At 70.6% G+C, this 20,894-nt stretch carries 18 protein-coding genes; 16 read left to right on the top strand and 2 right to left on the bottom strand.

What is annotated here, in order from left to right; translation table 11 throughout:
* The first annotated feature begins 54 nt into the window (after positions 1 to 54).
* The 6 genes from ruvA (at position 55) to U874_RS0102315 (ending at position 7,499) form a co-directional block, all read left to right on the top strand.
* Positions 55 to 684 (top strand): Holliday junction branch migration protein RuvA, encoded by a 630-nt coding sequence (ruvA, locus tag U874_RS0102340; RefSeq protein WP_025132942.1) that lies wholly within the window; start codon positions 55 to 57, stop codon positions 682 to 684.
* Positions 681 to 1,673, top strand: coding sequence for a Holliday junction branch migration DNA helicase RuvB (gene ruvB / locus U874_RS0102335; protein ID WP_025132941.1), 993 nt, complete (start codon positions 681 to 683; stop codon positions 1,671 to 1,673). Before ruvA ends, ruvB begins: the two co-directional genes overlap by 4 nt.
* A gap of 116 nt (positions 1,674 to 1,789) precedes the next feature.
* Positions 1,790 to 2,260, top strand: coding sequence for a preprotein translocase subunit YajC (yajC, locus tag U874_RS0102330; RefSeq protein ID WP_025132940.1), 471 nt, complete (start codon positions 1,790 to 1,792; stop codon positions 2,258 to 2,260).
* A 61-nt stretch (positions 2,261 to 2,321) separates the two neighbouring features.
* Complete coding sequence (gene secD, locus U874_RS0102325; protein WP_025132939.1) at positions 2,322 to 4,133, top strand: protein translocase subunit SecD; 1,812 nt, start codon at positions 2,322 to 2,324, stop codon at positions 4,131 to 4,133.
* Between the two features lies 1 nt (position 4,134).
* Positions 4,135 to 5,163, top strand: a complete 1,029-nt coding sequence (gene secF / locus U874_RS0102320; protein WP_025132938.1) for a protein translocase subunit SecF — start codon at positions 4,135 to 4,137, stop codon at positions 5,161 to 5,163.
* 86 nt (positions 5,164 to 5,249) lie between these two features.
* The gene (locus tag U874_RS0102315) at positions 5,250 to 7,499 is read left to right on the top strand and encodes a bifunctional (p)ppGpp synthetase/guanosine-3',5'-bis(diphosphate) 3'-pyrophosphohydrolase (RefSeq protein WP_025132937.1); all 2,250 of its coding nucleotides are present in this window, start codon (positions 5,250 to 5,252) and stop codon (positions 7,497 to 7,499) included.
* Between the two features lie 28 nt (positions 7,500 to 7,527).
* On the opposite strand, the gene U874_RS0102310 is transcribed toward U874_RS0102315, so the two are convergent.
* Positions 7,528 to 8,160: a hypothetical protein gene (locus U874_RS0102310; RefSeq protein ID WP_157834196.1), complete on the bottom strand. Its 633-nt coding sequence runs from the start codon at positions 8,158 to 8,160 to the stop codon at positions 7,528 to 7,530.
* Positions 8,161 to 8,307: 147 nt separating this feature from the next.
* Positions 8,308 to 9,543, bottom strand: a complete 1,236-nt coding sequence (locus U874_RS0102305) for a DUF349 domain-containing protein (protein ID WP_025132935.1) — start codon at positions 9,541 to 9,543, stop codon at positions 8,308 to 8,310.
* Between the two features lie 178 nt (positions 9,544 to 9,721).
* Here U874_RS0102305 and U874_RS0102300 point away from each other — a divergent pair, with 178 nt between their 5' ends.
* The 10 genes from U874_RS0102300 to aroB all read left to right on the top strand — a co-directional run bounded on the left by U874_RS0102300 (position 9,722) and on the right by aroB (position 20,803).
* A complete protein-coding gene (locus U874_RS0102300) occupies positions 9,722 to 11,179 on the top strand; it encodes a replication-associated recombination protein A (RefSeq protein WP_081809856.1) in 1,458 nt (485 codons plus the stop codon).
* Between the two features lie 277 nt (positions 11,180 to 11,456).
* Positions 11,457 to 12,086 (top strand): 30S ribosomal protein S4, encoded by a 630-nt coding sequence (gene rpsD / locus U874_RS0102295; protein WP_025132933.1) that lies wholly within the window; start codon positions 11,457 to 11,459, stop codon positions 12,084 to 12,086.
* A 177-nt stretch (positions 12,087 to 12,263) separates the two neighbouring features.
* Positions 12,264 to 12,485: a hypothetical protein gene (locus U874_RS0102290; RefSeq protein ID WP_025132932.1), complete on the top strand. Its 222-nt coding sequence runs from the start codon at positions 12,264 to 12,266 to the stop codon at positions 12,483 to 12,485.
* 64 nt (positions 12,486 to 12,549) lie between these two features.
* Complete coding sequence (gene alaS, locus U874_RS0102285; RefSeq protein WP_025132931.1) at positions 12,550 to 15,204, top strand: alanine--tRNA ligase; 2,655 nt, start codon at positions 12,550 to 12,552, stop codon at positions 15,202 to 15,204.
* A gap of 5 nt (positions 15,205 to 15,209) precedes the next feature.
* Positions 15,210 to 15,707 carry a Holliday junction resolvase RuvX gene (gene ruvX / locus U874_RS0102280; protein WP_025132930.1) on the top strand — a complete coding sequence of 166 codons (498 nt, stop codon included), beginning with the start codon at positions 15,210 to 15,212 and terminating at the stop codon, positions 15,705 to 15,707.
* Positions 15,704 to 16,801 (top strand): endolytic transglycosylase MltG, encoded by a 1,098-nt coding sequence (mltG, locus tag U874_RS0102275; RefSeq protein ID WP_025132929.1) that lies wholly within the window; start codon positions 15,704 to 15,706, stop codon positions 16,799 to 16,801. Before ruvX ends, mltG begins: the two co-directional genes overlap by 4 nt.
* A complete protein-coding gene (locus U874_RS0102270) occupies positions 16,802 to 17,656 on the top strand; it encodes a shikimate dehydrogenase (protein ID WP_025132928.1) in 855 nt (284 codons plus the stop codon).
* Between the two features lie 5 nt (positions 17,657 to 17,661).
* Positions 17,662 to 18,858 carry a chorismate synthase gene (aroC, locus tag U874_RS0102265; RefSeq protein WP_025132927.1) on the top strand — a complete coding sequence of 399 codons (1,197 nt, stop codon included), beginning with the start codon at positions 17,662 to 17,664 and terminating at the stop codon, positions 18,856 to 18,858.
* A complete protein-coding gene (locus U874_RS14595) occupies positions 18,855 to 19,634 on the top strand; it encodes a shikimate kinase (RefSeq protein WP_025132926.1) in 780 nt (259 codons plus the stop codon). Before aroC ends, U874_RS14595 begins: the two co-directional genes overlap by 4 nt.
* Positions 19,631 to 20,803, top strand: a complete 1,173-nt coding sequence (gene aroB / locus U874_RS0102255) for a 3-dehydroquinate synthase (RefSeq protein ID WP_025132925.1) — start codon at positions 19,631 to 19,633, stop codon at positions 20,801 to 20,803. The genes U874_RS14595 and aroB overlap by 4 nt, the downstream gene beginning before the upstream one ends.
* Positions 20,804 to 20,894 lie beyond the last annotated feature (91 nt).

Below are 20,894 nucleotides of genomic sequence, written 5' to 3'. Positions count from 1 at the left end.
ATGTCTCGGAGTGGCGGGCCCTTCGCGTCTCCGGCCCCCTCTAGGGTGGGCGATGTGATTGCTTCGATTCAGGGACCCGTGCTCTCCTCTGGCGCGGGCTGGGCGGTGGTAGGCCTCGGCGGTCTCGGCGTGCGCGTCGAGGTGCCGAGCGGCCGGGTGGCGCAGTTCCACCCGGGCGATGCGGTGTCGCTGCACACCTCGCTCGTGGTCCGGGAGGATTCGCTGACCCTGTTCGGCTTCGCGACGGAGGCCGAGCTCGCCGTCTTCGGCCACCTGATCGCGGTGTCGGGCGTCGGCCCGCGCAGCGCGCTCGGCGTGCTCTCCGGGCTCGCACCGCAGGAGATCGCGCGCGCCGTCGCCGCCGAGGACGAGAAGCCCTTCCGGAAGGTGTCGGGCATCGGCCCGAAGACGGCAAAGCTCATCGTCGTCTCGCTCGCGGGGAAGCTCGACGCCGTCGCCCAGGCCGCAGACGAGCCCGGCGCCGCCGGCCCCGCGGCTCCGGGCGCAGCCGACGCCGTCGCGGACGGGCTCGTGGGGCTCGGCTGGAGCCAGTCGGACGCCGAGCTCGCGGTCGCCGATGCGATCCAGGCCGGAGCTCCTGAGGAGCACGCCGGGCTCCTGCGCGCGGCGCTCGCGCTGCTCCAGGCTGGTCGCCCCGGCGGTCGCGGCGGGGCCGCACGATGACCGGCGAGCTGAACGCGCAGGCCGCGCCGTCGGAGCAGGGCTACGAGGGCGCACTGCGCCCGGCGACGCTTGAGGAGTTCGTGGGTCAGACGAAGGTGCGCAGCCAGCTCTCGCTGCTGCTGAACGCCGCGACCCTCCAGCAGCGCACGCCGGACCACATTCTGCTCGCGGGTCCGCCCGGCCTCGGGAAGACCACGCTGTCCATGATCGTCGCCGCCGAACTCGACAAGCCCCTCCATCAGACCTCCGGGCCCGCGATCCAGCACGCGGGCGACCTCGCCGCGGTGCTGTCGGCACTGACACCGGGGGAGGTGCTCTTCATCGACGAGATCCACCGCATGGCGCGGAGCGCGGAGGAGATGCTCTACCTCGCCATGGAAGACTTCAAGGTCGACATCATGGTGGGGAAGGGCGCGGGCGCCACCTCGGTCCCGCTCGAGCTCTCGCCATTCACGCTCGTCGGTGCGACCACGCGCTCGGGCCTGCTCCCGAACCCGCTGCGCGACCGCTTCGGCTTCACCGCACACCTCGAGTTCTACGCGGAGGACGAACTCGCGAGCGTGGTGCGCCGAGCGGCGGGCCTCCTCGGCTTCGCGCTCTCCGAGCAGGGCATCGACGAGATCGCGGGCCGATCCCGCGGCACCCCGCGCATTGCGAACCGCCTGCTCCGGCGCGTTCGCGACTACAGCCTCGTCCACGGAACGCCGGGGGACACGAGCTCGGTGCGCGCGGCCCTCGCGCTGTACGACGTCGACGAGCACGGCCTCGACCGGCTCGACCGCGAGGTGCTGCGCGCCATCGTCGAGCGCTTCGGTGGCGGCCCCGTCGGGCTCTCGACCCTCGCGGTCTCCGTCGGCGAGGAGGCGGAGACGATCGAGGCCGTGGTCGAGCCGTTCCTGGTGCGCACGGGCCTCGTGACGCGCACCCCGCGCGGCCGGATCGCGACCCGCCTCGGCTGGGACCACGTGGGCCTCACGCCGCCCGCCTGAAAGCTGCGGATTCGGTGGAAAAACCCTCGCACAGCGGGGAGCGCGAGCGCTAGACTCGTAAGGATTGTGCCAACTGCACCCGCGCGGGCACGCCCACCGAAAGGACCTCAGTTCCGATGGACCCGATTACCATTCTGATGTTTGCGCTGATCGCGCTGCTTATCTTCTTCATGTTCCGGAACGGGAAGAAGCGCCAGCAGGCGATGCAGGAGCTCCAGAACGGGCTGCGTCCGGGGGCGGAGGTCATGCTCCAGTCCGGCATCTTCGGCACGATCGAGTCCGTCGATGAAGAGGACAACAAGGTCGTCGTGCGCAGCGGCACCTCGACGCTCGTCGCTCATCGCAACGCGATCGCGCAGATCGTCACGCCGACGGACGCGCCCGCCGAGGAGCCCACGTCGACGCTCGCTCCCGACGACGATCCCGAGTTCGGCGAGCGCATCGCCAACGGGACCGCCGAGCAGGCCGCGACCGAGGCGCCCGCAGAGGACGCTCCCGCAGCCGAGCCGGAGAGCCCGTCGACCGACGCGGAGACCGAGCGCCCGGACACCGACCAGCAGGGTGGCGAGCAGACGCCGAAGGCGTAGCCGTCGGGCCGCGGCTTCGGCCGCGGCCGTTCCACTCCAGCACTGAGAGAAAGCAGTCGTTTTGGCGTCCACTCCAGCCGTCCGGGGAGCTCGTCGCTCCCTGGTCTTCCTATTGGTCCTCCTCGTGGGCCTCGCGGGCCTGATCACCTATGGCGTGTTCAGGAGCGATGCGACGTGGACGCCGAAACTGGCCCTCGATCTCCAGGGCGGCACCCAGATCCTGCTCGCGGCTGAGCAGACCGACGGCCAGGCCGTCGGCGGCGAGCAGCTGCAGCAGGCGGTCTCGATCATTCGCCAGCGCGTTGACGCTGCGGGCGTCTCCGAGGCAGAGATCACCACGCAGGGCAACCAGCACATCTCCGTCTCGATCCCCGGCAAGGCCGACGAAGAGACGCTGAAGCGCATCGAGGCCTCCGCGAAGCTCGACTTCCGCCCCGTCCTCGCGACGGGCATCGGCATCGACCTCACGCAGCAGCCCGCACCCGAGCCGAAGACCGACGAGAACGGCGACCCCGTACCGCTCACCGAGGCCGAGCAGGCCGCGGAGGACGCTCGCGTCGAGGCCCAGAAGGCCGCCGAGGAGGCGCGTGCCAAGGCCGACGCGCTGAAGCCCGAGGACATCCTCCCCGAGACGAAGCCCGAGAGCGCCGGCGACCTCGCCTGGATCACCCCGGGCCTGCAGACCAAGTTCGACGCGTTCACCTGCACCTCGGATGCGGCACTCGAGACGGGCAACGCCTCGGCCGATGAGCCGCTCATCACCTGCGACGAGTCGGGCACCCAGAAGTACATCCTCGGCCCGGTCGAACTCAACGGCGACGTCATCACCGATGCCACCGCGCAGATGGCCACCACGCAGACCGGTGCGACCACGGGTGGCTGGGTCATCCAGATCGTCATGAACAAGCAGGGCACCGAGACCTTCGGCAAGATCAGCACGCGCCTCTACGGCGCGCCCTCGCCGCAGGACCAGTTCGCGTTCGTGCTCGACGGTCGCGTGCTCTCGGCCCCGCAGATGCAGGGCCAGATCCTCGACGGACGCCCGTCGATCAGCGGCGACTTCACGCAGGAGTCGGCGCAGGCACTCGCGGACCAGCTGAAGTTTGGCGCGCTGCCCATCGACTTCACGGTGCAGAGCCAGGAGGACATCTCCGCGACGCTCGGTGCGAGCCAGCTCGGCTACGGCCTGCTCGCCGGCCTTATCGGCCTGCTCCTCGTCGTCGTGTACTCGCTCTTCCAGTACCGCGCGCTCGGCTCGCTCACGATCGCTTCGCTCGCGATCGCCGGCGTGCTGACGTACCTGTTGCTCACGTTCTTCTCGTGGCGCCAGGGCTACCGCCTGTCGCTCGCCGGTGTCGCGGGCATCATCGTGGCCGTCGGCTTCACGGCGGACTCGTTCATCGTCTACTTCGAGCGCATCCGCGACGCGCTGCGCGACGGCTTCTCGATCGAGCGGGCCGTCGAGCACGGGTGGAAGCGCGCGTTCCGCACGGTGCTCGCGTCCGACGGCGTGAACTTCCTCGCCGCGGTGATCCTCTTCATCCTCGCGGTCGGCAACGTGAAGGGCTTCGCGTTCACGCTCGGCCTCACGACGCTCGTGGACGTCCTCGTGGTCGCGCTCTTCACGCACCCGATGATGACCCTCCTCGCGCGCACCCGCTTCTACCAGAGCGGCCACCGCTTCTCGGGCCTCGATCCGCAGCGCCTCGGCGCCGTGTACCGCGGTCGCGCGCAGTTCCGCGAGCCCGTCGTCGCGGGCAAGGGTGCGGGCAAGAAGGTGGCGCGCAGCCAGAAGGAAGCCGAACGCCGACAGACGATCGCGGAGCGGAAGGCGGCCGAGGCCGCCGGCGCCACCGCCGGAAAGGAGAGCTGACATGGCTCGCTCATTCTCAGAGTTCGGCAACGCGCTCTACACCGGCGAGAAGTCGATCGACTTCGTCGGCCGCCGGAAGCGCTGGTACGCGATCTCGATCGTGCTCATCATCCTCTCGATCGTCGGCCCGATGCTGCGCGGAGGCTTCAGCTTCGGCATCGAGTTCACGGGCGGCAGCCAGTTCCAGGTGCACCTCGCGCAGGGAGCAGACCGGGATCCGAAGCTCGCCGAAGAGGCGGTTGCGACCGTGCTGCCGCAGAGCGCACCGCGCGTCAGCCTGCTTGGCCCGACCGACATCCGCGTGCAGACCGAGGCGCTCGAGGAGGCCGAGAACCGCGCCGTCACGAGCGCGCTCGCGAAGGCCTACGGCGTCGAGGATCAGGAGGTCACCTACTCCTACATCGGCCCCGCGTGGGGACAGGACATCACGCGCCAGGCGATCATCGCCCTCGTCGTGTTCATCCTCTTCGCGGCGCTCGTGATGGCGATCTACTTCCGCACCTGGAAGATGTCGCTCGCAGCGATCGTCGCGCTCCTCCACGACCTCGTGATCACGGCCGGCATCTACGGGATATCCGGCTTCGAGATCACGCCCGCGGCCATGATCGGCTTCCTCACGATCCTCGGCTACTCGCTGTACGACACCGTCGTGGTCTTCGACAAGATCCGTGAGAACACGCTGCCGGGCGAGCTCAACGAGCGGCGCACCTTCGGCGAGGCGGTCAATCTCGGCGTGAACCAGACGCTCGTGCGCTCGATCAACACCTCCGTGGTGGCCCTGTTGCCCGTCGGCTCGATCCTGTTCATCGGCGCCTTCATGCTCGGCGCCGGAACGCTCCGCGACATCTCCCTCGCGCTGTTCATTGGCATCCTCGTCGGGGCCTACTCGACGATCTTCATCGCGGCCCCCGCTTACGCGCACCTGCGCGAGAGCGAGCCCGAGGTGAAGCGCCACGACGCGCGCGTGCGGCGCGCGCGCGGCGAGCAGTCGGCCTCCGCAGAGGAGACCGCCGAGGCGGATTCGAAGTAGGGGAAACCCACCGTTCGCTGCGGGCGCCCAGTTCGTCGGAATGGGCGCCCGTGGTGTAGCGTTCAAGCATTCGAGGAGGAGGCAGGGTGGTATCGAGCGATGTGACGCAAGGCGGGACGACCGCGCTGCGGCGACTCGTGCCCCGGATCTTCTCCCGCGGCAGCGCGCCGGGCGCGGTCGACCAGCTGGTCCGCACGGTGCGAGGCAACTACCCCCGCGCTGACCTCTCGGTGATCGAGCGCGCGTACACGACCGCGGAGCGCGCGCACCGCGGCCAGAAGCGCCGCAGCGGCGAGCCGTACATCACGCACCCGATCGCGGTCGCCCAGATCCTCGCGGAGCTCGGCGTCGCCCCGGTCGCGATCGCCGCCGCGCTGCTCCACGACACGGTCGAGGACACGGACTACACGCTCCAGCAGCTCACGGACGACTTCGGCGAGGAGATCGCCATGCTCGTCGACGGCGTGACGAAGCTCGACAAGGTCAAGTACGGGGACTCGGCGCAGGCGGAGACCGTGCGCAAGATGGTCGTCGCGATGGCGAAGGACATCCGCGTCCTCGTGATCAAGCTCGCCGATCGGCTCCACAACGCCCGCACCTGGGGGTTCGTCTCGGGCGACTCCGCCAAGCGCAAGGCGCAGGAGACGCTCGAGATCTACGCCCCGCTCGCGCACCGGCTGGGGATCCAGTCGATCAAGTCGGAGCTCGAGGATCTCTCGTTCGCCGTGCTGAAGCCGAAGCTCTACGCGGAGATCGAGAACCTGATCTCGCAGCGCAACCCGCAGCGCGACGAGCTCGTCGGTGTCGTGATCAGCTCGATCGAGGCGGACCTTCGCGAGGCCCGCATCCGGGGCGAGGTGACCGGCCGGCCGAAGGAGCTCTACTCGATCTATCAGAAGATGATCGTGCGCGGCCGGGACTTCGACGACATCTACGATCTGGTGGGCATCCGGGTGCTCGTGCAGTCGATTCGCGACTGCTACGCGGTGCTCGGCGCCGTGCACGCCCGCTGGACCCCGATCCCCGGGCGTTTCAAGGACTACATCGCGACGCCGAAGTTCAACCTGTACCAGTCGCTGCACACGACGGTGATCGGGCCCGACGGCCGCGCCGTCGAGATTCAGATCCGGACCGTCGAGATGCACCAGCGCGCCGAGTACGGCGTCGCGGCCCACTGGAAGTACAAGCAGCGGCAGCAGACCGGGTCCGGTCCGTCGTCGAACGACATGGCCTGGCTCGCGCACATCTCGGACTGGCAGGCGGAGACGGAGGACCCGAGCGAGTTCCTCGACGCGCTGCGCTTCGAGATCGGCGCGAAGGAGGTCTACGTCTTCACACCGAAGGGACGCGTGATCGGGCTGCCGGCGGGCGGCACGACGGTGGACTTCGCGTACGCCGTGCACACCGAGGTGGGGCACCGCACCATGGGCGCGCGCGTGAACGGCCGCCTGGTGCCGCTCGAGACGGCGCTGCAGAACGGCGACGTGGTCGAGGTCTTCACCTCGAAGGACCCGAACGCCGGCCCCAACAAGAACTGGCTCACGTTCGTCAAGAGCAAGCGCGCACAGAACAAGATCCGCCAGTGGTTCACGAAGGAGCGTCGCGAGGAGGCGGCCGAGACCGGCAAGACCGAGATCGCGAAGGCGCTGCGGAAGCAGGGGCTCCCGCTCCACCGCGTGATGAACTCGGAGGCGCTGCAGCAGGTCGCGCTGCAGCTCCGGTACGCGGACGTCACGGCGCTCTACGCCGCGGTGGGCGCGAACCACGTGTCGGCGCAGTCGGTCGTGGAGAAGGTGACCGCGCTCGTCATGGATGAGCAGAGCTCGACCGAGCCCGCGCTCGCCACGGTGCCGATCATCGACGCGCCGCGCGCGGCGCGCCCGACGGACTCGAGCGGTGTCGTCGTGAAGGGCGCGTCCGACGTGCTCGCCAAGCTCGCGAAGTGCTGCACCCCGGTTCCGGGAGACGAGATCCAGGGCTTCGTGACGAAGGGGCAGGGCGTCTCCGTGCACCGCACGGACTGCCACAACTTCCAGAACCTGCGCGCGCAGCAGGATCGCGTGGTCGAGGTCGAGTGGGCGCCCACGTCGAAGAGCGTGTTCCTGGTGCAGATCCAGGTCGAGGCGCTCGATCGTTCGGGCCTCCTCTCCGATGTGACGCGCACGCTCTCCGAGCACCACGTGAATATCCTGTCCGCCTCGGTCAACACCTCGAGTTCGCGGCTCGCGATCAGCCGCTTCGTGTTCGAGATGGCGAACGCCACGCACCTCGACCACGTGCTGAACGCGGTGCGCCGCATCGACGGCGTCTACGACGTCTACCGCATCACCAACTAGCACGCGGCTCCGGGGCAGCAGCAGGCGCTCAGAGCTCGGCCAGGCGCTCCAGCGCCCGGCGTCGATGTGGCGCGGGCCCCTGGGCGAGCTCACGTCCGATGGCCTCGCGATCCGCGAATGCCGATGCAAGGAGCAAGCGGCAGGCGAGTCGCAGCCGGGGCGTGAGCACGGGGCTGAGCCGCAGGAGATCCGCCGCGGTGCGCGTGGGAACGCTGACCCTGATGCCGTCGAGCCGTGCGGTGCCTCGCGCCCGCTCCGTTGGCAGATCTCGCGCGTTGTTTGCGCCGCCGGGCGCCCTCCCCGCTCTGCCGGTCGCGTTTCCCGTGCCGCTGGGCGCCCTCGGCCTGGCCCCGAGCTCGCGGAGCCGCACCCGCTGGCCGTGCTCCTCCCGCAGCTCCGCACGCGCCTCGGTCGCAACTTCGAGCGGCGATCCCGGCTCGCGTGCGGCGCCCCAGATCCAGGCGGCCGTGCCGAGCACCGCCGTGCGGCCCGCGCCGAGCCACGGTGCGAGCGCGGCGGCGCGCACCCGCGGCGTCTCCGGCCAGCCGACGGGCCGATACCCGGGGCCGCAGCGCACGAGTGAGCCCGCGCGGAGCTCGGCGCTGCGCACGGCCTCGGGCCAGCGGTCCCAGCGGGGAACTCGGCCGCCAGCCTGATGCATCGGACGAAGTGGGGGAGGTGTGTGGGTCACGGGGGTCATGCGGACAGCCTGCCCGTGGACACGACGCAACGACAGAGGCCGGGTGCGAAGTGTGGAGAACTCCGTACCCGGCCTCGGTGTGGAGGGCGGAACGCCCTCGGCCTGCGCTTAGTCGCCGAGCGCGGCGAGCCAGGACTGCTGCGTAGCGAGCTTCTCCTCGGCGGCCTGCTTCGCCCGGGCATCGCCCGCGGCCTCAGCCGCGGCGACCTCGGCGGTCAGCTCGGCGATCGAGCTCTCGAGCTGTCCACGGAGGCCCTCGCTGCGCGCCTTCGTCTCGGGGTTGGTCTTGCGCCAGTGCTCGTCCTCGAGGTGCTTGACGTGGTCCTCGATCTTGCGCAGCTTGCCCTCGATGTCGCGCAGGGCCTCGCGCGGCACACGGCCGATCTCGTCCCAGCGGAGCTGAATGGCGGTGAGCTGCTTGCGGGCGGCGGTGTGCTCGGTGACCTGCAGGATCGGCTCGGCGTCGCCGAGGATCTCCTGCTTCTGCGCGAGGTTCGCCGCGTACTCCTCGTTCGTCTGCGCGGCCTCGGCGGCCTTCGCCTGGTACAGCACGTCGCCAGCGGCCTTGAACCGGGCCCAGAGCTGGTCGTCGATCTTGCGGCTCGCGCGGCCCGCGGCCTTCCAGTCCTCGAGCAGGTTCCGGTAGGCGGGGATGCCATCGATGCCCTTCGAAGCGAGCGCCTCGGCAGCGGCGATGATCCGCTCCTTCCGCTGCTTCACGTCCTTGTTCGTCGCGTCCATCTGAGCGAAGTGCGCGCGACGGGCGGTGTCGAAGGACTGGCGTGCGGAACGGAAGCGCTTCCAGAGCGCGTCGGCCTGCGACTTGGGCACCTGGGGGCCGCTGCGCTGCGCTGCCTGCCACTCGGTGAAGAGCTGCTCGAAGGCCTGGCTCGTGTCCTTCCAGCGGATCGATGCCTCGGGCTGCGCGGCGAGGCGCTCAGCCTCGACCGCGATCGCCTCGCGCTTCGCGAGCGCCTCCTGGCGCGCGGCCTCGCGCTCGGCCTGCTGCTTCTCGCTCAGCGCGGCGGTCTTCGCACCGAGGGCCTCGACGCGGGTGCGCAGCGCGGCGATATCGCCGACGGCGGCGGGCTCGACGAGCTGCTCCCGCAGCTTCGCGACGGTGTCCGCGGCGGACGCGTCCGCGGTGCCCCGGGCCACGCGAGCCTCGAGCAGGCTGACCTGACCCTCCAGATCGGCGAACTTCCGCGTGAAGTAGGCGAGCGCCTCCTCGGGGGTGCCGTCCGGGTACGACCCGACAGCGCGTTCGCCTTCACCCTCCCGCACGTACACGGTCCGGTCGTCGTCGACTCGTCCCCAGGGCGTTTCGTTGGTCGCTTCGCTCACGGTTCTGCTCACTTGTCGGGTGTGGGGGCCGGTCGGTGCCGACCATACGGAATAGACCCCTCCACTATGCCACAGCGGGCCAGCCGGTGGTCTGCGAGTCGCGGTGTTTCCGGGCACGCCCGCCCGCGCCTCGCGGCGGATCCGACGGACGGCGGCATTGTCAGGGGTGCTCGGTAGCATGGGAGGCGTGGAATCACCGGTACTCCCTGGAGCGACCGCACCCCTCGCGGTGCGGATGCGACCGCGCTCACTCGACGAGGTCGTGGGGCAGCAGCACCTGCTCAACCCGGGCTCGCCGCTTCGAGTGCTCGCGGCGGATTCTGAGGGCGGCGGCGGCGCCGTCTCGGTGATCCTCTGGGGTCCGCCCGGCACCGGGAAGACGACGCTCGCGCAGGCGATCGCACACTCGAGCGGCCGCCGCTTCGTGGAGCTCTCCGCGGTCACTGCCGGGGTGAAGGATGTGCGCACCGTGATGGAGCGCGCGCTCAACGACCGCGACCTGTACGGCATGGCCACGGTGCTCTTCCTCGACGAGATCCACCGCTTCACGAAGGCGCAGCAGGACGCGCTGCTCCCCGGGGTCGAGAACGGCTGGGTAACGCTCGTCGCGGCAACCACGGAGAATCCCTCGTTCTCCGTGATCAGCCCGCTTCTCTCGCGCTCCCTGCTCCTCACGCTCGAACCGCTCGCGGATGCGGACCTGCGCACACTGCTCGAGCGCGCCCTCACGGAGGCGCACGGCCTCGCCGGCGCCGTCGCGATCGAGCCGGAAGCTCTCGACGCCCTCGTCCAGCTCGCCTCGGGCGATGCGCGGCGCGCGCTCACGGGGCTCGAAGCCGCCGCCGCCTCGGCCCTCGCGCTCGGCGCCGATGCCGCCGACTCCACGGACGAGGAGCGCGGCACGGACGGCGAGCACGGCGGGGACGACGAGCACGGCACTGATACGGACGGCGACGCCGACACCTCGGAGACGGAACCCGCGGCAGAGCGAGCGGTCCCGGTCATCACCCCGGACATCGTCGCCGCGGCGGTGAACCGGGCGCTCCTCCGCTATGACCGCAACGGCGACCAGCACTACGACGTGACGAGCGCGTTCATCAAGTCGATGCGCGGCTCGGATCCGGACGCGGCGATCCACTACCTCGCCCGCATGATCGAGGCGGGGGAGGATCCTCGCTTCATCGCGCGCCGCCTCATGGTGCACGCCGCGGAGGATGTCGGCATGGCCGACCCCATGGCCCTGCAGGTGGCCGTCGCCGCCGCGGAGGCCACGCAGCTGGTCGGTCTTCCCGAGGCACGGATCCCGCTCGCCGAGGCGACGATCTACATCGCGACCGCTCCCAAGTCGAACGCCGTGATCTCCGCGATCGACGCGGCGCTCGCCGATGTGAAGGCGGGTCGATTCGGCCTGGTTCCGCTCCATCTGCGCGACGCGCACTACCCGGGCGCGAAGCGCATGGGTCACGGGAAGGGGTACCTCTACCCGCATTCCGATCCGCGCGGGGTCTCCACGCAGCAGTACCTTCCCGACGAGATCCGCGACCGCGTCTACTACAGTCCCACCACGCACGGACACGAGCGGGAGGTCTCGGAGCGGCTCGAGAAGCTCCGGCGGATCACGCGCGCCGATTCCTGACCCGAGCCGCCCACTGCGCGCGCCCGCTGCGGATCGCCGCCGCTTCGTGCTAAGCTGAACGCTGGCCAACACTGGACCCGACGCTGGCTGCGCACGGGCCCTTGTGGCAGTCGCCCTGTAGCCGGGTTTCTGCGCTGGTCGTTCCCTCACCGAAAACGGTGTGCTGCGTCGCGTGCATTGCGAGCCCAGGTTCGTGAATGCGGGCGCAGCGTGGCCGAGAGAACACGCGCCGCACCTCAGGTGCGCGCATTTACCCAGAACACCCGAAAGGACCCACGTGTCGACTACGTCGCGTACCCGTTCCCAGACCCGCCTGTCCCGCTCGCTCGGGATCGCCCTCACCCCGAAGGCTGCGCGCTACCTCGAGAAGCGCCCCTATGGCCCCGGCCAGCACGGCCGCACCAAGCGCAAGAGCGACAGCGACTACGCCGTCCGTCTGCGCGAGAAGCAGCGTCTCCGGGCCCAGTACGGCATCCGCGAGAAGCAGCTCGTCATCGCCTTCAAGGAAGCACGCCGCCAGGACGGCCTGACCGGTGAGAACCTGGTCGAGCTCCTCGAGATGCGTCTCGACGCACTCGTGCTCCGCGCCGGCTTCGCGCGCACCACGGCGCAGGCTCGCCAGATGGTCGTGCACCGTCACATCCTCGTCGACGGCAAGATCGTCGACCGTCCCTCCTTCCGCGTGAAGCCGGGTCAGCTCATCCACGTCAAGGAGCGCTCGGAGGGCACCGAGCCCTTCCAGGTCGCCGCTGCAGGCGGGCACGCCGAGGTGCTGCCCCCCGTCCCCGGCTACCTCGAGGTCGAGCTCGACAAGCTCCAGGCGCGCCTCGTGCGCCGTCCGAAGCGCGCTGAGGTCCCCGTGACCTGTGAAGTGCAGCTCGTCGTCGAGTACTACTCGGGCCGCTAAGCCTCGCACAGCGCAACCCCGCAGGGGCGTCGGAGAGATCCGGCGCCCCTGCGGCGTTTCCGGAACCGTTCGCCCGCTGTGGATATCCGGTTCCGGGCGGACACGACCCGCTAAACTGAACCGTGTTTTCCGGACGCGGCGCTCCCCGCGCCCGTTCGACGTCAGGAGGAATGAGAGATGCGCAAGCTGATGTGGCTGCTGGGCGGCGTCGTGCTGGGCTTCGTCGCGGCCCACTTCGTCAACCAGAACCCCGAGGGTCGACGCTTCTTCGATCGCGTGAACCGGGGGATGAACGAGTTCAGTCGCGCCTTCGCGAGCGGCTACGAGGCCGAGGCCGACGACACGGAGCTCGCAGACGAACTGGAGGAGGCGCTCCGCGACCTCCGCGACCGGGCCTGATCGCCTCGGCACCCCGCGGCCGCCCCGCCGCCCGCACGACCACCCACACCTAGAAAGACTCCGGATGCAGACCGCTGAAATCCACCGCCGCTGGCTCGACTTCTTCGAGAAGCGAGGGCACACCGTCGTCCCATCCGCGTCGCTCGTCAGCGACGACCCGAGCCTCATGTTCACGGTGGCGGGCATGGTCCCGTTCGTGCCGTACCTCTCCGGGCTGGTCCCGGCACCGTACCCGCGAGCGACGAGCGTGCAGAAGTGCATCCGCACGAACGACATCGAGGAGGTGGGGCGCACGCCGCGCCACGGCACCTTCTTCCAGATGTGCGGCAACTTCTCCTTCGGTGACTACTTCAAGGAGGGCGCCATCCGCTTCGCGTGGGAGCTCCTCACCACGCCGGAGGCCGACGGCGGCCTCGGCTTCGACGCGAAGGACCTGTGGGTCACCGTGTACGAGGAGGACGAGGAAGCGATCGAGCTCTGGCGCACGCACTCCTCACTGCCGGATGAGCGCATTCAGCGCCTCGGCAAGGACACGAACTACTGGTCGACGGGTCAGCCGGGACCCGCGGGCCCCTGCTCGGAGATCTTCTTCGACCTCGGCCCCGAGTACGGCATCGACGGCGGCCCCGCTACCGACGACGACAGGTACGTGGAGATCTGGAACCTGGTCTTCATGCAGTACGAGGTCGCCGACGTGCGCTCGAAGACGGACTTCACGATTCTCGGCGAGCTCCCGAAGAAGAACATCGACACGGGCATGGGGCTCGAGCGCGTGGCCTTCATCAAGCAGGGCGTGCAGAACATGTACGAGATCGATCAGGTGCGCCCCGTGCTCGATCGTGCCGCGGAGCTCACCGGCAAGCGCTACGGTGCCGATCACGCGGACGACGTGCGCCTCCGAGTCATCGCCGATCACGTACGCAGCGGCCTCATGCTCATCGCAGACGGGGTCACCCCGTCGAACGAGGGGCGCGGCTACATCCTCCGCCGTCTGCTCCGCCGGGTGATCCTCTCGATGCGGCTGCTCGGCTACGAGGGCGCGAGCTTCAGCGAGCTTTTCCCCGTCTCGCGCGACGCCATGCAGGCGGCCTACCCCGCCGTCGCCCGCGACTTCGATTTCATCTCGCGCGCGGCCTACGCTGAGGAAAAGACCTTCCTCCGCACGCTCGCCTCCGGTATCCAGATCCTCGATACCGCGGTCGACGCGGCGAAGGCTGGTGCTGCGGCGGTCCCCGGCGACACGGCGTTCCTACTGCACGACACGCACGGATTCCCCATCGAGCTCACGCTCGAGATCGCGGAGGAGGCCGGCGTCGAGGTGGACCGGGAGGTCTTCACCGAGCTGATGCAGGAGCAGCGCGACCGCGCGAAGGCCGACGCGAAGGCGAAGAAGGGCCAGCGCGCGGACCTGTCGGTGTACAAGGAGCTGCGCGGCCTCGGGGAGACGCTCTTCACCGGGTACGACGAGCTGACCCATGAGGGCCGCGTGCTCGGCCTCGTCGTGGACGGCGCGCCCGTGCGCGAGGCGCACGAGGGGCAGATCGCCGAGCTCGTGCTGTCCGAGACGTCCCTGTGGGCGGAATCGGGCGGCCAGGACTCGGATCAGGGCCTCATCGTGGGCGACGGCTTCGAGGCCGAGGTGCTCGACGTGCAGAAGCCCGTTCCTGGGCTCATCGTGCACACCGTGAAGGTGACCGTTGGAACCGTTGGGATCGACCAGCGCGCCGAGACCCGCGTCGACGCGGACTACCGCCGCGGCGCGACGCAGGCGCACTCTGCCACCCACATCGTGCACGCCGCGCTGCGCGACGTGCTCGGACCGAGCGCCCACCAGGCCGGTTCGTACAACAAGGCCGGCTACATGCGCCTCGACTTCACCCACTCGGAGGCGCTCAGCGCCGCGACGAAGAGCGAGATCGAGGAGATTTCGAACCTCGCGATCCGCTCGAACTACGAGGTCGTCACACGCGAGATGGGCATCGAGGAGGCGAAGGCCATGGGCGCGATGGCGCTCTTCGGCGAGAAGTACGGGGACCGCGTGCGCGTCGTCGATATCGGCGGCCCCTGGTCGCGCGAGCTCTGCGCAGGCACCCACGTCTCGAGCTCCGCCGAGGTCGGCATGATCAACCTCGTCTCCGAGAGCTCGGTCGGCTCGACCAACCGCCGCGTCGAGTCCCTCGTCGGCCTCGAGGCGTTCCAGAGCTTCGCCGCCGAGCGCGCCATCGTGCAGCAGCTCGCGAGCGGGCTCAAGGTGCCGCGCGCCGAGCTCGTCGGCCGCGTGCAGGATCTCGGCGCGCAGCTCAAGGCCGCCGAGAAGCGGATCGCCGCGTTTGAGGCCGAGAAGCTCGCGCAGCGCGTGCCCGAGCTCGTGGCTGGTGCTGAGCAGGTGGGCGCGGTGCGCGCCGTACTGCACTCGCTCGGCTCGGTGGGCTCCGCGGACGACATCCGCGGACTCGCGATCCAGGTGCGCGACCGGCTCGCGGCGGAGCCCGCGGTCGTGGTGCTCGCGGGCGAGTCGGGCGGCAAGCCCGTCGTGATCGCGGCGACCACCGAGGCCGCCCGCGGCGCGGGAGTCCGCGCGGGCGACCTCGCCAAGCTCGGCGCGCAGGTGCTCGGCGGCGGTGGCGGCGGCAAGCCCGATCTCGCCCAGGGCGGCGGCGCCGACCCGGCGCAGATCGGCGCAGCACTGTCCGCGATCCGCGACCGGCTCGCGGAGTAGGCGGCGTGCGCAGCGGCGTCCGGCTCGGCATCGATGTGGGCAAGGCCCGCATCGGTGTCGCGCGCTCCGACCTCCACGGCATGCTCGCGACCCCCGTCGAGACCGTGCCGCGCGCGGCCGACGGCGACGCGGACCTCGCGCGCCTCAGCGCGATCGCGAGCGAGCTCGATGCATTCGAGGTGATCGTCGGACTGCCGCTCAACATGCGCGGCGAGCGCACGCCCTCAACTGATGACGCCACGGACTTCGCGGCGCTCCTCGCCGAGCGCCTCGCCGAGCACGGCGTACCGGTGCGGCTTGTCGATGAGCGCCTCTCGACGGTCTCCGCGCAGGGGCAGCTCCGGCAAGCGGGCAAGAAGACGAAACAGAGCCGATCGATCATCGATCAGGCGGCGGCAGTCGTGATCCTGCAGCACGCGCTCGACAGCGAGCGCGCGCAGGACACGGCCCCGGGGAGCCCGGTCTCGGTGACCGGAGCAATCGCGAAGGAGACAGACGCATGAACGCACGTACACGCGAGAAGCGCCCGGGACGCGGCAAGCGGATCGCGATCGTCCTCGTGATCACCGCCGTGCTGCTCGGCGGGCTCGGCGCGGCGGGCGCCTACCTCTGGTCCCAGTTCGGCGATCGGATCTCCGAGGCGCTCGGCTGGACCTCGAACGACTACGAGGGCACGGGCACCGGCGACACGATCATCGTCATCACGCCGGGCGAGATCGGCGAAGACGTCGCCGCGTCGCTCGCGGAAGCGGACGTCGTGAAGACCTCCGAGGCCTTCTACAAACTCCTCCTCGCGCAGGATCCCGCGGTGGAGTTCCAGCCCGGCTCGTACCGGCTGAAGCTGCAGATGAGCTCGCAGGCGGCGCTCGACGCGCTGCAGGATCCGGCGAACCGCATGCAGCTCACCGCGATGATCCCCGAGGGGAAGACCGTCGCCCAGACGCTCGAACTCGTCTCCGCGGGCGGCGACATCCCGCTCGAGGAGCTGCAGGCAGCGGCTGAGGATCCGGCGGCGTTCGGCCTGCCCGCAGGCGTCGACAGCCTCGAGGGCTGGCTGTTCCCGGCAACCTACGAGTTCGAGTCGGACACGACGGGCGCCCAGGCGATCCAGCGCCTCGTCGACCAGCAGAAGCTCGTGCTCGACGAGGCCGGGGTGGCCGAGGCGGATCGCGAGCGCGTGCTCACGATCGCCGCGATGATCCAGCGCGAGGGCGGCCGCATCGAGGACTTCGGCAAGGTCTCCCGAGTGATCCAGAACCGGCTCGCGCAGGACATGCGGCTCCAGATGGACTCCACCGCGCAGTACGGCATGGGGCAGCACGAGGACGGATCCGTCTGGTCGACCGACGAGGCGCTCGCCGATGACAACCCGTGGAACACCTACGTGCACAAGGGGCTCCCGAAGGGCCCCATCGCGAACCCCGGGCGCGACGCGATCAACGCCGCGCTGAACCCCGAGCCGGGGGAGTGGCTCTACTTCGTGGCGATCAACCTCGACACCCGTGAGTCCGCGTTCAGCGTCACGCAAGAAGAGCACGAGGCCGCGGTGGCGCGGCTGAACGAGTGGTGCTCCGCGAACCCGGGCAAGGGCTGCTAGATGCCCGAGCAGCTGGGCGTGCTCGGCTGGCCCATCGGGCACTCGCTCTCGCCGCGCATCCACCGCGCCGCGTACGGCGTCCTCGGGCTGCCGTGGCGCTATTCGGCGGTGCGGTGCGGGGTCTCCGGCCTCGCACCCTTCCTCGCGCGTCGCGGCGCCGAGTGGCGGGGGCTGTCCCTCACGATGCCGCTTAAGGAGGAGGCCCGCCGCCTCGCCACGACACTCGACCCGGTTGCGGAGGAGAGCGGCGTCGTGAACACGCTGCGCCACCGCGAGGACGGCGGCTGGGACGGCTTCAACACCGACGTGGCGGGACTCGCCCGAGCCATCTCGGCGGCGGGCCTCGACGCCTCCCGCACGCTCGTCATCGGCACGGGAGCGACCGCGGTGTCGGCGGTGCTCGCGGCACGCAGCCTCGGTGCGAGCGACGTGCTCATCGCGGGCCGGCGAGCGGAGGCCGCCGCCGAGCTCGCTGCGCGCTTCGACGGAACGTCCGGCCCCGCCCGTGCGCTCGCCTGCGCGTCGACCGGCCTCGACGACCCGGGGTTCGCCGCCTGGGCGCCGAGCCTCACGATTTCGACACTCCCGGGGCCCGCCGGCGCAGGCCTGGCGCTGCCCGAGTCGCTCACCGCGGCACCGCTCTTCGACGTCGCCTACGATCCTTGGCCCTCGCACCTGGCCGCGTCGTGGACCCGCGCGGGTGGACAGGCGAGCCCCGGCACCGACATGCTCATCGAGCAGGCGATCGTGCAGATCCGCATCTTCTTGCACGGCGACCCCACGCGCGCGCTCGATGCCGAGGCGGGCGTGCGCGAGGCCATGCGCGCAGCGGCACCCGCCGGTGTGGGAGGATAGTGGGTATGCTGCGTTGGCTTACCGCTGGAGAGTCCCACGGACCCGAACTGATCGCCGTTCTCGAGGGGCTGCCCGCTGGCGTGCCCGTCTCCCTCGAGGAGATCCGCGCCGACTTGGCGCGCCGCAAGCTCGGCTATGGCCGCGGCTCGCGCATGAAGTTCGAGCAGGACGAGCTCCACGTCTCGGGCGGCGTCGTGCAGGGCGTGTCGATCGGCGGACCCGTCGCGATCCGCATCGGCAACACCGAGTGGCCCAAGTGGGCCGAGGTGATGAGCGCCGAGCCCACCGAGCTCTCGGAGAAGTCCCGCGGACGCGGCGCAGCGCTCACGCGGCCGCGCCCGGGCCACGCGGACCTCGCGGGGATGCAGAAGTACGGCTTCGATGAGGCCCGTCCCGTGCTCGAGCGCGCGAGCGCGCGGGAGACGGCCGCTCGCGTCGCGCTCGGCGCCGTCGCCCGCGCCTTCCTCGCCGAGCTCGGCATCGGCCTCGTCAGCCACACGGTCTCCCTCGGCACGATCGAGGCTCCCGCGGGCGGCGCACTGCCCCGCCCGGAGGACACCCCCGCACTCGACGCTGACCCGCTCCGCTGCTTCGACGCCGAGACGAGCGCCCGCATGGTCGCCGAGGTCGACGACACGAAGAAGTCCGGCGACACGATCGGCGGCATCGTCGAGGTGCTCGCCTACGGCCTGCCGCCCGGGCTCGGCTCCTACGTGCACTGGGATCGCCGTCTCGACTCGCGCCTCGCCGGGGCACTCATGGGCATCCAGGCGATCAAGGCGGTCGAGGTGGGCGACGGTTTCGAGACCACGCGCCGCCGCGGCTCCGCCGCCCACGACGAACTGCACATCGCCGACGGCCGGATCGCTCGCGAGACGGGCCGCGCAGGCGGCATCGAGGGGGGCATGACGACCGGGCAGGTGCTCCGCGTTCGCGCGGGCATGAAGCCGATCGCCACGGTGCCCCACGCGCTGCCCACGATCGACGTCGCAACGGGCGAGGAGGCGAAGGCGCACCACCAGCGCTCGGACGTCTCGGCCGTTCCCGCCGCCGGAGTCGTGGCGGAGGCCATGGTCGCGCTCGTCCTCGCGGACGCGGTCACCGAGAAGTTCGGCGGCGACAGCGTCGCGGAGACCAAGCGGAACCTCGAGTCCTATCTCGCCGCGATCCCCGAGCGCTTGTCGACCGTCATCGAGTCGTGACCGGCTCCCGCCGGGCCGGCCGCCCCGTCGGCCCGCCCGTCGCGGCGCCGAAGCCCGCGCCCCCCACCACGCCCGAGCTGCAGCACTCCCCGGAACCCGCGGGCCCTGCTGAGCGCGCGCACACCGCGGGTGAGGCCGGGGCGGAGTCCTCGACCGCGAGCCGCAGTACGCGGAGCCGCCGTCGCCGCCGTCGCCGCTCGGGCGCGCGACTGCCGGACCGGGCCATCGTCTTCGTCGGCCCGATGGCCGCGGGCAAGACGAGCCTTGGGAAGCGCGTCGCCCGCGAGCTCGGCGTGCCGTTCATCGACACCGACGCCGTGTTCGTCCGCGAGCACGGCGCCATCACCGACTTCTTCGCGGCGCACGGCGAACCCGAGTTCCGCCGGATCGAGGCGGAGGTAATCGCGCAGGAGCTCGCGCTCCCGGGCGGCCGGATCGTCGCACTCGGCGGCGGAGCGGTCCTGACGGAGGAGACGCGCACGCTGCTCGCCTCCTACCCGGTGGTGCTCCTGATGACCACGCAGGAGGCCGTGCTACGCACCGCGAACCTCTCGCGCAGGCCCCTCCTCCGAGACGACCCGAACGCCTGGGGCCGGATCCTCGCAGAGCGTCGCCCGCTCTACGAAGCGGTCGCCGACGTGACCTACCGCACCGATCGCTCCACGAAGGAGCAGCTCGCGAGACGCGTCGCCCAGTGGGCCCGCAGTTTCGGCAAGAAGCGCGGACCCATCCCCGGCAGCGGTGCGACCGCGCCATCGACAAGGAGTGAAGCATGACCACCCAGGATCAGCCCCTCGGCGACGCTGCAGGCGCGCAGGAGCCCGCAGAGACGCAGGCGGCCACGGCCGCCGCGAGCGATGCCCCGCGGGGGCCGTTCACCGAGATCCAGGTGACCGGGGAGTCCGAGTACACGATCACGATCGGCCGGGGCGCGATCGAGCGCGTGCCCGAGGCGCTCGGGGATCGCGTCGCCAAGGTGCTCATCATTCACACGCCGACGGTCGGCCGGATCGCCACCGAGCTCCGCGACGCCCTGCAGACGCGCTACGGCCAGGTCCTCCTCGCGGAGGTGCCCGACGCCGAGTCCGCGAAGCGGGTCGAGGTCGCAGCGTTCTGCTGGCAGATCCTCGGACAGTCCGACTTCACGCGCACGGACGCGATCATCGGGCTCGGCGGCGGCGCCGTCACTGACCTCGCGGGCTTCGTCGCGGGCACCTGGCTGCGCGGCGTGCGGCTCGTGCAGATCCCCACGAGCGTGCTCGGCATGGTCGACGCGGCCGTCGGCGGGAAGACGGGCATCAACACGACCGAGGGAAAGAACCTCGTCGGCACGTTCACGGCCCCCGCCGGGGTCATCTGCGACATCGACTTCCTCGACACCCTGCCGCGCAACGAGCTGCTCGCCGGCTTCGCCGAGATCGCCAAGTGCGGCTTCATCGCCGAGCCCGAGATCCTCGAGCTGCTCGAGGCCGACGTCGACCGGGCGACCGATCCGTCGACGCCCGAGTTCCAGCGCCTCATCGAGCTCGCCGTGGGCGTCAAGGCGCGGGTCGTTTCGGAGGACTTCCGCGAGGGTGGGCTCCGCGAGATCCTGAACTACGGCCACACCCTCGGACACGCCATCGAGCACGCCGAGCGCTACCAGTGGCGCCACGGCGTCGCGATCTCCATCGGCATGATGTACGCCGCGGAGCTGGGGCGGCTCGCCGGGGCGCTCTCCGACGCCGCCGTGGATCGGCACCGCCGGATCCTCTCCTCGCTCACGCTGCCGCTCAACTACCCGGCGGGGCGCTGGGCGGGGCTCCTCGCGACCATGCAGCGGGACAAGAAGGCGCGCGCCGGCATGCTCCGCTTCATCGTGCTCGACGAGATCGGCAAGCCCCGCGTGCTCGCCGGCGTCGACGATTCGATGCTGCAGTTCGCGTACCAGGAAATCGCGAACTAGATCGGGGCGAAACCCCTGGTGTGACCGAATATGACGCGCCTCGCGCGCGCGGCATATGCGGGGCGATAGATTGGCGGGATGCGCGGCGATG

Source organism: Leucobacter sp. PH1c (assembly GCF_000633415.1).
In the GTDB taxonomy this organism is placed as follows: Bacteria; Actinomycetota; Actinomycetes; order Actinomycetales; family Microbacteriaceae; genus Leucobacter.
The sequence above is the reverse complement of the archived record's forward strand: the minus strand, read 5'-3'. Positions and strand labels throughout refer to the sequence as shown.

Excerpts from the sequence above, each read along its gene's own strand:
- ruvB (WP_025132941.1), top strand. The coding sequence starts at position 681 with ATGACCGGCGAGCTGAACGCGCAGGCCGCGCCGTCGGAGCAGGGCTAC.
- yajC (WP_025132940.1), top strand. The coding sequence starts at position 1,790 with ATGGACCCGATTACCATTCTGATGTTTGCGCTGATCGCGCTGCTTATC.
- secF (WP_025132938.1), top strand. The coding sequence starts at position 4,135 with ATGGCTCGCTCATTCTCAGAGTTCGGCAACGCGCTCTACACCGGCGAG.
- U874_RS0102310 (WP_157834196.1), bottom strand. The coding sequence starts at position 8,160 with ATGCATCAGGCTGGCGGCCGAGTTCCCCGCTGGGACCGCTGGCCCGAG.
- U874_RS0102300 (WP_081809856.1), top strand. The coding sequence starts at position 9,722 with ATGGGAGGCGTGGAATCACCGGTACTCCCTGGAGCGACCGCACCCCTC.
- U874_RS0102290 (WP_025132932.1), top strand. The coding sequence starts at position 12,264 with ATGCGCAAGCTGATGTGGCTGCTGGGCGGCGTCGTGCTGGGCTTCGTC.
- alaS (WP_025132931.1), top strand. The coding sequence starts at position 12,550 with ATGCAGACCGCTGAAATCCACCGCCGCTGGCTCGACTTCTTCGAGAAG.
- mltG (WP_025132929.1), top strand. The coding sequence starts at position 15,704 with ATGAACGCACGTACACGCGAGAAGCGCCCGGGACGCGGCAAGCGGATC.
- U874_RS0102270 (WP_025132928.1), top strand. The coding sequence starts at position 16,802 with ATGCCCGAGCAGCTGGGCGTGCTCGGCTGGCCCATCGGGCACTCGCTC.
- aroC (WP_025132927.1), top strand. The coding sequence starts at position 17,662 with ATGCTGCGTTGGCTTACCGCTGGAGAGTCCCACGGACCCGAACTGATC.
- aroB (WP_025132925.1), top strand. The coding sequence starts at position 19,631 with ATGACCACCCAGGATCAGCCCCTCGGCGACGCTGCAGGCGCGCAGGAG.